Here is a 12,715-nt window from a genome sequence, read left to right on the forward strand (position 1 = left end):
GGGAGTTGAGGAAGCGGACGCGGCTAGGCCGTGGCTGGCGGATCGATTTGTGGATGCCCTACGAGAGAGGAAAACGGCCCCTGCAAGTACCCGAGAATGGCTGCGCGCGTGAGATCAGACAGTAGCGCGAACCGCATACTTCCCGGATCACTGGCGGCAGTCAGAGCACCACTGCTTGAAAGTCCAATACCCGTGTGCGTAGGTACGGAGCGCATGTCGTAAAGCTGATTTAGCAAGGCGTAGCGACGCTTGGACGGGCTACCTTTCAGCTTCAACCCAAACGCGACCTCTACGTTGGGGTGTGCCATAAGCTCATTGACTGTGTTTGGGCAGAGTTGTTGGACTCCTTTGATGAATCGCTTGGTCACCTTCTCCTTGCCCCACTCCTGGTGGGGAGCGATCAATGCTTCAATTGCTGAGATGAAGAGCATGGTGGCAACATCGGTGCTGCTTTGGGTCAGTGCACTGTGATACGAAAGCAGAGCCCTTTGGGCTCGTATTGTGGCTTCTGTCCCGCCCAGCGCTGCGAGGTCACCAAAGATGTCAAGGGAAATGCTGTTGCGAGCCAATGTGAGGATGCTTGGGTCGCTTTGGATCGACTTCGCTTCCTCAGTCACCTCCTCTGTGGCCGGGAAGGTTGTTGCGGCAGGCGGAAGGTTAACCACTCTGCCCAAGGCCAGGGTGCAGATGGACGCTACTGTCTCGGCTATTCCAGCCGCAGTACGGCGCGATAGATCTCCGGCTGATGGTCCAGGGCTAAAGATGAGCGCCCGAATAGTGGTCTCGGGCGCAAAAAGCATATGAGTACCTGGCACCTTTGGGGGAGTCTCAGTAAACTCCAACAAAACACGGTCGCATAGGCGTCGTTTTCCGACGATTCTTACTTGGTCCCCCAGTGCCCGCATGAGTTGGAAGAATATCCCCGAGTCGATCCCGATTGTCGCAGTCTTCATGCCGATCTCGTAAACGACATCGGGTCCGAAATCTTGGGCAGCCACCTTAGCCAACGCCTCTTCGATGACAGGAACAACCACTCCCTCGTTCGGCAGGCTGGTAGTAGCCAGCGTCCACTCATCCCAGGTTTCCGTCGTTTCCAATATGAAGTGGCTACTCGTCACGTCACCGAATGTATACGTCTGGCCGCCGTCGCTCGATCCCCCTGAGCCCGTGGAGGTAAGGCCAAGATGATCAGCGGAAATGACTCCGACCCACTGAATAAGAAGGAGGGCGGAGATCTCAGACGGAAGTTGATTGGCGGGAAGCTGGAAGGTGTAAGTGTTTGCCATTTTGTGATTTTACTCCCGTGGGGAGCGGCTGGCGAGCGCATAGGCGTCGGCAGGTGGATCACGCTTCTCGCGCCCCCCTTTCCGGGGCGCCTGCTGTTCAAAAGACGCCTACGACACGGTGAATGAGGACGAGACCGGGTTCCGTTGCGTGGCGTCGCCTGAGCAGGTGACCCCCGCAAGGGTGGCGGCGAGGGACCAAACCCGGACTCATGGGCCATGTGTGGGCCGGGTCCCCCCTTGCGGGAGCTGACAGGCCCCTGACCAGCACGTTAGTCCTGCATGCTTGACGCTCTTGAAAACCGTCGTGGCAGCGATGTCACCCTGGGTTCAGCGCACCACGCGCCAAGGCCGAGTTGCTCATCACCAGCTGACCACGGCGCCGGCCAGAAAAAGGTCGTGGAACATCTGCAATTCCTCGTCAAAACCTCTTAGGTCATCGAGTAGGTACGTGTGGTCCCCGATTGGATTCCCACGGATAAGCTGATCCAGCGTGTTATGAGACCATGCGCCAATGCAGTAATAGTGCCCCTGTTCATCAGTCAACATCCCGACTCCCATTTGCTTGCCTGCGAATTGCAGAAAAGGAGGATGGGATGCAGCCTCCACTTCGTGAAACCTTTTAGATCCGTCGCTATCCGGCATTGTCATGATAGGTTCAGACTTCGCGGGCAAGATAAACCGCGATGGATGCCCTGCCCAAGCAGATCGCAGAAAGAGACCGCTCTTGATTACTGCATTGAGATCTCCGACCAATGCCTGCCGTACCCCGGGGTGAAGGTCCAGGCCCATGCTGTCCTCTCCGAGGGCGGATGCGCATTTAATCCCGCTTCCTTGAATGATCGCATCGATAACATCATCATAGTCGTCCGGATGAAAGGTTCTGAACTCGCGAAAGAATCTGTTGTCGTGGAGGAATTTGTAAACTTTCATGAATCGACTCGGGGGATACAGGTCGTCCCATGAAAGGTCCGTTACTGTTTGATCCCAATATGGAAGCGGTGGATTAGTTGCGATGTGAACGGCCACCAAAAACATCGCGACCGTATTGATTCCATGAGTAATCTCGTTGGCGACTTTCCAGGGACCTCCGTAGACGGGATCCTGTAGCTTATAACCAGCCATTCGCCTCAATTCTGCCAATGCTCCCTCGTCATCTCCTGTGGCTGATGCCCGAATCTCGTCAAGGGTTGAGGCACACTCCCAGAGAGAGCGAGTTGTTAGATGGACCCCTCCAGGTGCCACGAGGTACACGTTGCCACGATAGATATGATCCGCGATATCGTTCCCAGGATGTGGCAGCATTCCGGGGAAGCAAGCGGCTGCTCGCCAAGCGTCAGATATCGCACTGCTCATCGCATCGTCAGGAGACCAGCGAAGCGGTGTAGGAACCTTAGAGGCGTCGAAAAGTATTCGGTATGCCAATTCAAGGTCTAGCCACGCCTGGCCCATAAGCGCAAAATCTTCTCCCGCCAATGAAGGATTATAGCCTGAGTCGAACGTCCAGATTGGTTCGCCTCTTCGGGCGCGGTCCACAATCATTGAACGTGTTGAGGTGGATAGCTCGCTTATGGCTCGCTGGGCTGTTATGGCCTGTGCCCGCTGTAGCAGAGTCAGGAGGAGACCGATGCTCGAGGTCTGATATCGGACCCAATGTGAGATTTCATGCTGAAACGTCACACGCCAAAATTCCCCTGTCTCTGCGTCTCCCCCAAATTGGGTCGGACTGAACATGATGTGGCTTCTGAGATCGAGGTGCCAACCGCACGCCCCAGCCGACAAAAGTGGCGGTGAAGACATTAGGCCTCCGGGTGTTCCGTGGATTCCCTTAGATCCTCGGTATGCTCCATTCCTTCTGTGGAAACGAAACCCCTTCTTCGGGCAGCCGCGACCGCAGTTTTGAGAAGGTCATATGTTGCGTTGCCAGCGAGTCCAAGAGCGAGATCGATCACGAGCGTAGCGAGATGTGCGTTGCCTAGCCCGAAGTCGTCTGATTCCATGGGAACCATGCGGGCCGCTGCTACAGCTCGGAACTCAGGATCCCGATTCAAATCTTCGAGCAACATCCTGAGATTAGGCACATCACCACTAATGCTGACTCTGGCCATAATTCTCCCCTGTTTAAGGGAGCTGCAGTGTTCTTTCATCGTCACCCGTCCCCTTGTGGGCCGCAACTCCTGGGGAAGACGAACAGGGCGATGTGTGCTTCGACCTCCGCCGCCTAATTAGCATGATCGCGGTGCGCCTGGAAGTTCAGTACGCACTTGAGTGCGCTACTTCGCGAGGCTGGCGAGCCGGCGGCACTCGCTCGGCGCGCGTGCCACCGCACTTGTCCACGCCCTTGCGACGCAGAGCGCCAGCGATCGACTCCCAGAGCGGGTCTCGACCCACCTGGCTTGCCTGCCTCCTTCGGCCACGCCCCAACGGAGGGCTGTGGGCCATGTATGGGCCAGCACAGGCGGTTGAGCCGCGTAGCCCCATATCGATAGAGGTCAGAGCGCTGCGATGGCTCAAGGCGCGCGCGATGCTCTTGAAAACCGCTGTGGGAGCGTCGGTGCCTCGTGCCAGGCAATGATCCGTGACGTCCCCAACGTTGAAGCGGGCCAGGGGAAGCAGTGGAGTGACGGCAGTCTTTGACGGCAACACCAACGCACGTTGCCGCCCTGGGAGGATCGACCGCACACCACTCATGGAAGACGGGCAAGCCTCAGCGCTGACCAGCGGAGCACCCGGATGATCTCCTAAAGCGGGTGTCGCAGGTTCGAATCCTGCCGGGGGCACAGCCAGAAGGGCCAGCTCAGGAGGGGTTTCCTCCCAGGCTGGCCCTTAGCCGTTTCAGGCGCCGTGCCACACGCGTGCCACTAAGTCCGCTCGGCGTCCTCTCCGGGGGATGCCGAGGCCACTCCCCCGCCGCCCCGGATCATGGCCCCAAGGCGGTCCGCGATGGCCCTGTCCCGGTCGCTGGTCATGTGCTGATAGATCAGCGCGGCTCGGGAGCTACTGTGCCCCATCCGCGTCATCAGCTCCCGGGTGCTGGCCCCGGCCGTGGAGGCGAGCGTGTTGCCAGTGTGCCGTAGGTCGTGAAAGTGCAGTTCGGCCGTGACGTCAGCTGACTTCCGGGCCTTGACCCAGTCGTCGCGGAAGTTGCTGCGCCGCAACTGCCCACCCTGCGGCCCGACGAAGACGTGACCCTCACGGCCAGGAGCGGCGAACTGCTCCAGGTGGTGCGTGACCGCGTCGAGCAGTTCGGCCGGGAAGGAGACGGTGCGCACCCCGGCAGCGGACTTCGGCGCCTTGTCGAAGAGCCGACCGTCCTGCAGCTCGGCCTGAGCACGGCGCACGGTGACAGTCAGTCCCTCCAGGTCGACGTCTCGGCGTCGCAGGGCTGCCAGCTCCCCGAACCGCAGAGTGGTGAAGGCCGCAAGGAGCACGAGCAGCCGGTAGCGCGGCGCGATGGAGTCGGCGATGGCGAAGACCTCTGCCACTGTGAGGACGGGCCGCTCGGGCACGTCGTAGCGGTCCGCGCCCTTGATCCGGCACGGGTTGCGCCGGATCAGCTCGTCGTCTACAGCTGTGTTCATCAGGGCACGCAGCAGTTGATACGCCTTAACCACCGTCGGCTCACCAACGCCGGCCGCGAGGAGCTTGCCGCGCCAGCCGCGCACCCGGGCCGTCGTCACGTCGGCCACACTCCCGGCCCCGAAGGCGGGCAGGATGTGTAGCCGCATCACCGACTCGTTCCGCTCACGGGTCCGGTCAGCGAGCTTCCGATCCCGCAGCCACGCGGTGGCGTACTCCTGGAAGTTCACCGCCCCGGCGTCCGGGTCTGACCACTGCCCACGCGTGATGTCCGACTCGATGTGTGTCAGGGCGACTTGGGCGTCCGTCTTGGTCGGGTAGGTCTTCTCCGCCGGGCGCAGCTGCCCCGTCTCCGGGTCCCGGTAGCGAACCTGCCAACGGCCGGACGGAAGCTGCCGCACCGAGCCGAAGTCTCGTCGCCTCCCTTTCTTGTTGGCCATCAGGCAGCCCTCAGCAAGGAGCTGCGCCGGTGGCCGATCGGCTGCACCGTATGGGCGTCGATGAAGGCGTTCAGTGCGCTCTCCGGGATACGGACGTGTCGGCCGACCTTGACGAACACGATGCGTCGCTCGGCGATCAGGCGGCGAGGAAAGCGTTCTGTGGTGCCGAGGAGTTCGGCCACCTGCGACACGGTCAGGTAGCGGTCAGCCATGGGTGGGCTCTCCTTCCGTTCCGGGGGCAGGTTCGAGGGTTTCGGTTAGCCAGGCTTCGGCGTCGGTGAGGCCGGTCCCGGCGTAGACCCAGTGCGCGAGGACGAGGGTCGTGTCCTGGTCGTTCTCGGCCGCTGCGGCGGCTTGTGCGCGGCGCCATTCGGCGCGGGCGTCGCGGAGGGCGCCGAGGGTGGTGGAGTAGCGGCGGGACTTGGTGGAGAAGTGGCCGCGGAACCCGAGCATGTGGGCCCATGCCCGCAGGCGGAGGTGTTCGAGGTCTTTGCGTGCGCCGAGCGTCCAGGCGGTGCGGATGAGTCGGCGGGCGTGGTCGCTGATGTCGAGCTGGGCGAGTTCGGCGAGGAACTTCAGCGGCCGGTCCAGAGCTCCCGTCGCTGTCTCGGCACCCTTGGTGGCGTACTTCGCGATGTACGCGGCGACGGCCTGTTCGGTCAGCTCCTGGCCGCCGTCGAGGTCGGCCGAGCGGATGGTGCGCACGTCGAGCTGACGGCCGAAAGCGAAGGCGTGGGCGCGGCCGTCGATGACTGGGCCGTCCACGCGAGCGGCGGCAGCGGCGGCCTGGGTGGCGTCGGTCAGCAGCTCGGCAGTGGCCCAGGCAGGTGGCGGGGTGTCGCCTCCCTCGGGGCCGTCGATGCGGATGACGGCGTGGAAGTGGACGGCTCCGCGCTTCTGGTACTCGGCGACCTTGGCGAAGGACACCCGGGCGTACTCGCGGAAGGCCCGTTGTGTGAGCCCGGCGCGCTTGGCGACCTCCCGGCGCAGGTAGGTCGAGAAGCGCCGCCACAGCGGACCGGCGTGCGCGTTCCAGAGCACGGCCGCTTCGTAGTCGTAGGTGTCCGGGTCGAGCGGGGTGCCGAGTGCGGGGTCGTCCTGGTCGTGGAGCGTGCCGCAGCGGCAGCGGCGGACCGAATCGGCCGGGCCGGTGGGGCGGTTGTGGACCGGGCCGAAGCTCGGCGCGGTGAAGGTGGCGAACACGCGCGGATGTGCGGCAACGCGTTCGGGGACGCCCTTGCCGCCGCGCAGTCCGGAGGTGATCAGGTGGAAGGTGTCGCGGCGGTAGACCTCGGCGCAGGCCGCGCAGCGGGTGGTGCGGCGGTTGTTGCAGCGGACCAGGAGGTGCCCGGCCGGGAGGCTGGAGGAGTTGAGGTGGTGGAGGACGTTGCCGATCTCGCCGGTGCGGGGGTTGACGTCGTACTCGGTGCGGTGGCCGTCGAGGCGGATCGGGTGGGTGCAGCCGCCGAGGCCGGCGAGCTGGCGCAGGAGTGCGGGCATGGTGCCCAGGGCGGCCAGTTCGCCGAGTTCGTGGAGCGGGGGCGGAGTGGCGCGGGTGATGATGGCTTCTCCTTCTGGTTTCGGCTGGAGGGAGAGGGCCCCCGGGGCGGCGGATGCTTGGCGGTATCGAGGCCGCCCCGGGGGTCTGGTGTGTCAGCGGCGGTGCTGGTCGCGGAGCATCGAGCGCAGGACCACGGCTGCGACGGCCACGGAGACGGCCGTGACGGCGACGGCGGCCAGGAGTGCGGTCAGCACGACGCCGCCGACGAGGACGGCCGCGACCGCTCCCGTGCTGACGGAGATCTGAGGGGCGGGGCGCCGCGCGGGCGCCTGGTCGGCAACGGTGCGGGGGTATGCGGGCGGCGGCGTCGGGCTGTCGGGTTACTTGGGCAGGAACACGGCGAAGCTCTCCTTACCTACTCGTCTAGTCATGTGAGCCGTTGACGATGTCCACGCCGGAGCGCGTACCGGACTCGATGGCCGGGGCCATGAACGTGTGCGAGAGCCAGAAGCCGAAGAGGGCGATCAGGACGACGATCCACGTGCGGACGCCGAGGAACTTGACCGCTCCCCAGGCGAAGAAGCCGAGGACGACGACGAGCGGCAGGCTGACGGTCACGGTTTCCGGGTCCTTTCAGCGGACGGGGCAGCGGTGGGTACGGGCGGCCAGCTCGGCGGCAGCGCGGCTGTCGTAGTCGGCGGAGAAGCCGCAGCGCGGGGCTGTGCAGGCGGCGGTGTGCTTCTCCTGGCCTCGACCGTCGTAGGACGTGCCGACCTGGACGGGGCCGATGCGGGTGACGGAACGGAAACGGCGGTTGGCGCTCACGTGGGTCTCCTCTCAGAGCTGGGCGGCGATGGCGTCGGCCATGGGCGGCGGGACGCCGAGGCGGGCGCGTAGGGTCGGGGTGTCGATGGCCGTTCCGGTGCGGGCGTGGTGCTCGGCGGCGACTTTGCGGGCGTGCTCGACCAGGGCGACCGGGACAGCGACCGGAGGCGGGGCCGACGGTGGGTCAGGTGCCGGGTCGGCTACCGGTGGCATCGGTGATTCTTGTGCAGGCTGGGGCACGTCCTCCTGGTCCTCGATGTCCTCGGGTTCCTGTTGGGCCACGGCGTTCCCGGTCTCGTCGGGCGACGCCGGCGGCGAGTGGACCAGGAGGGTTCCGCCAAGGAAAGCGACCGCGGGCCAGCCCGCGACGAGGATGCGGAGCCAGGCCGGTACGTGGTCCAGGTCGAGCAGTCCGGCTGTGGCCACGTTCGCGCCGAGGGACGCGGCGAGTGCGATCAGGAACCAGCACCACCCGGCCGCTTTCGCCTCCCCGGAGCGCAGTCGGCGCCAGGCAGCAACGAGCAGCAGGTCAACGCTGATCGGGTAGGCCCACGCTTTCCACCCGTCCTGTCCGGCCGCCGAGGCGACGTCGTGGAGGTGGGCGAAGGACAGCGCGGCGGCGATGACCGCCTGAACGAGCACCGCATCGACGCGGGCCAGGTGGGCACGCATGCTGCGGCTCCTTCCGGTTCGGGCATGGGAGGGGTAGGGACGTGGCGTGAGGCGGTCACGCCGACCGAGGTTGCGCGGGTCAGTCGGTCACCGGTCGGGGCCGCACCGCCGGGCCCGATGTCTCGACGGGCCGTACGGGCACGTCGGGCCGGAAAGGCTTGAGCGCGGGCAGGTCGGGAACCAGGTGGGCCGACTCCCGGCAGGTCTCGGCCGCGTCGCCCAGCGACAAGTACGGCGTGCGGATGCGGGACCAGCCGCCCGAGGTGTCACCGGCCACGGCGAGGCCGGGGCGTTCGGGTGCGATGGCGCAGGCGGCCGTGACCGCTTCGGGTGCGATGTCGCCGAGGGCCATCTTCGCGGAGGCTTCGTCGTTCACTCGGTGGCAGACGCGGCCGGTCAACTGCGCTCGCAGCATGGTGGCGCCCTTGCCGAGTTCGGCGCCGAAGCGCTGCCCGCAGACCTCCAGGTAGATGCCGGCCGCGCGGCCGAGTTGGGCGAGCCGGATGAGTTGGGTGACCATCTCGTCTCGGCGTTCCTCGTCCTTCCTGGTGGCGACGAGGAACAGTTCAGCAACCTCGTCCACGAACAGAACGAGGGGAACGGGGCGTTCGGAGTCGGGCAGCCCCCAGACGTCCGAAGTGATTTCCTCGGCCGGAGTATCCGGGGCGATGCCCTGCCGGGCCTTTATCAGGTCGTATCGGTCCTCCATTTCCTTCACGAGCACGGGCAGCAGCTCGGCGGCCTGCTCCGGATCGGTAGCCAGCGCGGACAGTCGAGGAGCGAACGGTGCCAGCTCCACACCACGCTTGCAGTCGATGCCGACCAGGGCGACCGGCTGAGAGGCGAGTCCGGCGATCAAGTGCCGCAGATACATGGACTTGCCCGACAGCGTCGCGCCGAGGGTGAGTTGGTGGGGCACAGTCCGGTAGTCGCGCACGAAGGGCGTGGCGTCCTCCCGCAGGGCAACCGGAACGCTCAGCAATCCACTGTCGATCTTGCGCGGCATCCGCACCCGGTGCAGGACATCGAAGCCGACAAGACGCAGTTCGACCACACCGGGCTTGACCGTCGAGACGTACACGGCGTGGACGCCCCAGGCGTGCCGCAGCCGTTCGGCTGAGGCGGCGACGTCGGCGGGTTCCTGCCCCGGAGCGAGCCGCAGACGGAGCCGCAGCCCAGTCGAGGTGGGGCGGATGATGCCGCGACGCGGCGGTACGGGCCGGACCTCACGGCGAGTGGTGGCCTTGACCGCCAGCATCCGCAGCCGGGACGGAGCCACGGTCAGGCCGCAGGCCTCCATGACCGAGCCGTAGGAGCTGAGGAGCCGGGCGGTGGATATCGGCAGGCCGACCGTGGACCAGTACACCCCGGGGTGGTTGGCCCGGGCGTAGGCGGCCCCGCCGCCGAGTGCGGCGACAGGACCACCCACTTCCAGGAGTGTCGTGAGGTCGGTCATCAGGCAGCGGCCCCGGTGGCGGCCGGGAACGCGGCCGGTGTCACGGCGGCGGCGCGGTAGGCGATGCCGTGGCGCTGCTGCCCGTTGAAGACGCTCTCCCACGGCCGGGCCACCAGCCCCGGCAGCGAGACCGGAGCCCCGAGGGTCAGCCCCTCGGACACCCCGCTCTCCGGAACGGTGACCTTGATCAGCGACGACTCGCCGTCCTCCAGGTAGACGACGCCGAGCGTCATCAGCGCCTCTCCGCTGGTGGCGTCCTTGGCAATCTCGCCCGTCTGCCGGTCGCGTACCTTGGGCTCGGGCGCCTCGGTCAGCAGGATCGTTGCGGCGGAGGTCTCTACACGGATGGTGCGCAAGACTTCTTCCCATCTACTCGTCTATACAAGATGCGGTGTTTGAACCCGATCTCCCGGGAACGGCAACCACCTTGCCACACAACTTGCCCGCTCGTCTATACGAGTAAGCGTGTTGGGGTGTACGAGTTCGGAGAAGCCTCCCCGCGCACCACCACCGGTCAGGCGCTCACGTCGCCGGGAGCTGGTACGACAGGACGTACGCGTCGGCCGCCATGACCGTGTCGCAGACCTCCACGGCCCGTCCCTCCTGGTCGAACGCCGTGCGGATCAGGTGAATGACCGGCACGCCGGAGGCCAGCCGCAGCGTGCGCACCTCATCGGGCGAGGGCATCCGGGCACGGATCTCTTCCTCGAAGTGGTCGAGGCGGTGCCCCAGCTCCTCAAGCCGGGCGTAGATGCCACCGGGCCCGGGGTTGGGCTCGGCGATCGGCGTGCCCCGCGCGATGTCGAGCGGCAGATACGAGGTGGCGAACTCCACCGGCCGCCCGTCCAGCAGATACCGGCGACGCCGGGCCAGCACTCGTCGCACGGACCCGAGCCGGGTGGAGACGTCCTGGCTGGCCTTCTCCTCCTTGACCTCCAGGCTGTCCACCTGCGGGTGACTGCCGGCGGCGTCGGCCTCGACGATGAACGCGGACTTCCCCTGCTCGCGGTGGCGCCGGGCGAACCGGTCGGAGGCGAGCCGCCGTACGGGCGGTCGTGGTCGCACGAAGACGCCCTTGCCGTGCTCGGCGTGCACCAGGCCCTCGCCCTGGAGGACGGAGAAGGAGTTTCGAACCGTCATACGGGAAACCCCGTAATGCTCGACGAGTTCAGCCTCGGAGGGCAGCTTTTCGCCCTCTTTGAATCGCCCACGGTCGATGGCCTCGCGCAGCTGGTCGGCGATCTGCCGGAAGACCGCACGATCGCTCGTGGGGTCGAGATCGCCGAGGAGGCCGGAGGAAAGAGAGGGCACGTGTACTCCTTTAGGTATCTAGACGAGTGGGCGAGCTTTGTTGCTACGGTGGAGAGCCTAGCCATCCGAGAGGGCAGAGGAACGTGAGCACCGAACGTCCGCACTCCGTGAGCGTCGCCGGAGTCATCGTCGACGACCAGGACCGCGCCCTCTTGATCAAACGCCGCGACAACGGCCACTGGGAACCCCCGGGCGGAATCCTCGAACGCGAGGAAACCATCCCCGAGGCCCTCCAGCGCGAAGTTTTGGAAGAGACCGGCATCAAGATCGCGCTTCCCGCGATGCTGACCGGGATCTACAAGAACATGAAGGGCTTGATCGTCTCCATGGTCTTCCGCTGTGAGGCCGCCGACGGTACGCCCACCACCGGGGACGAGACCCGAGCACTGCGCTGGGCCACTCGTGAAGAGGTCATCGAACTCGCCGACGAGGCATACGCGATCCGCGTCCTGGACGCACTCGACGCGGTGTCCCCGCCGGCCATCCGCGCGCACGATGGCGTGAAACTCGTCTAGCCCGAACCCGCTGCACATGGCGGCCTACCAGCACGAAGGAACTTGTATGCACGAGTATACGAGCACCGCCCGGGTCTGGGGACTCACTTGCCCAGGTTTTCCGGAAGAGGTGAGCCGGGCTCGCCGCTGGACCCGGGACATCCTGCGGGGATCTCCCCTGGCCGACGATGCCGAACTGATCGTGAGCGAGCTGAGCGCGAACGCGATCCTCCACACCGCGAGCGGCGGGACAGGCAGCTTTCACCTGGCCTTGGCGGTCTCCCCCAAGGTGGTCGCCCTGTCGGTCACCGACGAGGGAGGGACGGGCACCGCACCGAAGGTCAAGCGGCCGAGCGAGGACGCGGTACACGGCCGCGGCTTGGGCATGGTCAGCGTCATCGCACACCGGGTCGTCGTCCACGGCAGCCACAGCGGCTACACCGTCACCGCCGAACTCTTCACGGACACCCAGCCGGGAGGACACCCGTGCTGATGGACAAGCCTCAGCGGGGCTTCTGGTGCGAGTGCTGGACGCAGGACGTCAACGACGAGACGGGGTGGCCAGCGCTCCGGGCATCCTTCGACGCGTACTCGGCACCACAGGCAGACAGATGGGTAGCAGTCGCCCTGCGCACCATCTCACCAGCACTCGACCCGGACGCCTCCGACGAGGCCTGGGAATGGCTCTACGACGGCCGCATCGATACCCGACGAGCCCTCTTACGCATGGAACCCTGCACGGTCTCTCTGACACACGCCAACACCCGCATCACATGGACGATCCGGCCAGTGGTCTTCCTACCGCTGGCCCACCGCCAAGGCGTCGATCTCCCAGCCTGCGCATACGACTTCAACGCCCGCGCCGCAGACTGAGTTACAACTTTCTCTACTGGTTCAAGGCGGCTCGCTCCGCTCCCCGCGCGCGGCCCGGCCCCCGGCCGGGCCTGCGCTCCTGTCTCCGCCCCGCTCCAGCCCGGCCGGCGCCCGTGCCGCGCGCAAAGCAATCAGCCACCTGGTGCCAGAGAAGGGGTACGTCGTGGCTGGGGCGGTCGACTCCACGGCTTTAGGCAGCCACTTTGGCGCGAGCCTCGAAGATCATGGCCCCAACGTCGTGCTTTACCGGGCAGGTCCACAGACTGCCCGACGCGCCGAAA

Annotated in this window: 14 protein-coding genes and 1 pseudogene; 3 read left to right on the forward strand and 12 right to left on the reverse strand. The window is 65.7% G+C overall.

Going from position 1 to position 12,715, the window contains the following annotated elements; translation table 11 throughout:
- Nucleotides 1–23: 23 nt before the first annotated feature.
- From ACIBL4_RS27465 to ACIBL4_RS27520, 12 genes and pseudogenes are all read right to left on the reverse strand, one after another.
- Nucleotides 24–1,286, reverse strand: coding sequence for a hypothetical protein (locus ACIBL4_RS27465; RefSeq protein WP_399414482.1), 1,263 nt, complete (start codon nucleotides 1,284–1,286; stop codon nucleotides 24–26).
- Between the two features lie 360 nt (nucleotides 1,287–1,646).
- Nucleotides 1,647–2,408, reverse strand: coding sequence for a hypothetical protein (locus ACIBL4_RS27470; protein WP_399414483.1), 762 nt, complete (start codon nucleotides 2,406–2,408; stop codon nucleotides 1,647–1,649).
- Between the two features lie 1,736 nt (nucleotides 2,409–4,144).
- The gene (locus ACIBL4_RS27475; RefSeq protein WP_399414484.1) at nucleotides 4,145–5,302 is read right to left on the reverse strand and encodes a tyrosine-type recombinase/integrase; all 1,158 of its coding nucleotides are present in this window, start codon (nucleotides 5,300–5,302) and stop codon (nucleotides 4,145–4,147) included.
- Nucleotides 5,302–5,514 carry a helix-turn-helix domain-containing protein gene (locus ACIBL4_RS27480; RefSeq protein WP_399414485.1) on the reverse strand — a complete coding sequence of 71 codons (213 nt, stop codon included), beginning with the start codon at nucleotides 5,512–5,514 and terminating at the stop codon, nucleotides 5,302–5,304. The genes ACIBL4_RS27475 and ACIBL4_RS27480 overlap by 1 nt, the downstream gene beginning before the upstream one ends.
- Nucleotides 5,507–6,802: a replication initiator gene (locus ACIBL4_RS27485; protein ID WP_399414486.1), complete on the reverse strand. Its 1,296-nt coding sequence runs from the start codon at nucleotides 6,800–6,802 to the stop codon at nucleotides 5,507–5,509. The genes ACIBL4_RS27480 and ACIBL4_RS27485 overlap by 8 nt, the downstream gene beginning before the upstream one ends.
- A 153-nt stretch (nucleotides 6,803–6,955) precedes the next feature.
- Nucleotides 6,956–7,201: pseudogene (locus ACIBL4_RS27490) on the reverse strand (SpdD protein).
- Nucleotides 7,202–7,226: 25 nt separating this feature from the next.
- Nucleotides 7,227–7,421, reverse strand: a complete 195-nt coding sequence (locus tag ACIBL4_RS27495) for a hypothetical protein (RefSeq protein WP_018471713.1) — start codon at nucleotides 7,419–7,421, stop codon at nucleotides 7,227–7,229.
- A 15-nt stretch (nucleotides 7,422–7,436) separates the two neighbouring features.
- On the reverse strand, nucleotides 7,437–7,628 hold the full coding sequence (locus tag ACIBL4_RS27500; RefSeq protein ID WP_270890853.1) for a mobile element transfer protein: 192 nt from the start codon (nucleotides 7,626–7,628) through the stop codon (nucleotides 7,437–7,439).
- Nucleotides 7,629–7,640: 12 nt separating this feature from the next.
- Nucleotides 7,641–8,300, reverse strand: a complete 660-nt coding sequence (locus tag ACIBL4_RS27505) for a DUF2637 domain-containing protein (RefSeq protein ID WP_399414487.1) — start codon at nucleotides 8,298–8,300, stop codon at nucleotides 7,641–7,643.
- A 79-nt stretch (nucleotides 8,301–8,379) separates the two neighbouring features.
- A complete protein-coding gene (locus ACIBL4_RS27510; RefSeq protein ID WP_399414488.1) occupies nucleotides 8,380–9,756 on the reverse strand; it encodes an FtsK/SpoIIIE domain-containing protein in 1,377 nt (458 codons plus the stop codon).
- Nucleotides 9,756–10,112 (reverse strand): hypothetical protein, encoded by a 357-nt coding sequence (locus tag ACIBL4_RS27515; RefSeq protein WP_358966890.1) that lies wholly within the window; start codon nucleotides 10,110–10,112, stop codon nucleotides 9,756–9,758. The genes ACIBL4_RS27510 and ACIBL4_RS27515 overlap by 1 nt, the downstream gene beginning before the upstream one ends.
- Before the next feature lie 166 nt (nucleotides 10,113–10,278).
- Nucleotides 10,279–11,067, reverse strand: a complete 789-nt coding sequence (locus ACIBL4_RS27520; protein ID WP_020274970.1) for a GntR family transcriptional regulator — start codon at nucleotides 11,065–11,067, stop codon at nucleotides 10,279–10,281.
- Between the two features lie 107 nt (nucleotides 11,068–11,174).
- Between ACIBL4_RS27520 and ACIBL4_RS27525 the strand changes: the two genes are divergently transcribed.
- Genes ACIBL4_RS27525 through ACIBL4_RS27535 form a run of 3 tightly spaced genes read left to right on the forward strand, consistent with a single transcriptional unit; the run spans nucleotide 11,175 to nucleotide 12,434 of the window.
- A complete protein-coding gene (locus ACIBL4_RS27525; protein ID WP_381455227.1) occupies nucleotides 11,175–11,582 on the forward strand; it encodes an NUDIX hydrolase in 408 nt (135 codons plus the stop codon).
- 46 nt (nucleotides 11,583–11,628) lie between these two features.
- Nucleotides 11,629–12,054, forward strand: coding sequence for an ATP-binding protein (locus tag ACIBL4_RS27530; protein WP_399414489.1), 426 nt, complete (start codon nucleotides 11,629–11,631; stop codon nucleotides 12,052–12,054).
- Nucleotides 12,054–12,434 carry a hypothetical protein gene (locus ACIBL4_RS27535; RefSeq protein ID WP_399414582.1) on the forward strand — a complete coding sequence of 127 codons (381 nt, stop codon included), beginning with the start codon at nucleotides 12,054–12,056 and terminating at the stop codon, nucleotides 12,432–12,434. The genes ACIBL4_RS27530 and ACIBL4_RS27535 overlap by 1 nt, the downstream gene beginning before the upstream one ends.
- The last annotated feature ends 281 nt before the right edge of the window (nucleotides 12,435–12,715 follow it).

It is taken from the genome of Streptomyces sp. NPDC050416, assembly GCF_044458845.1.
Classification (GTDB): domain Bacteria; phylum Actinomycetota; class Actinomycetes; order Streptomycetales; family Streptomycetaceae; genus Streptomyces.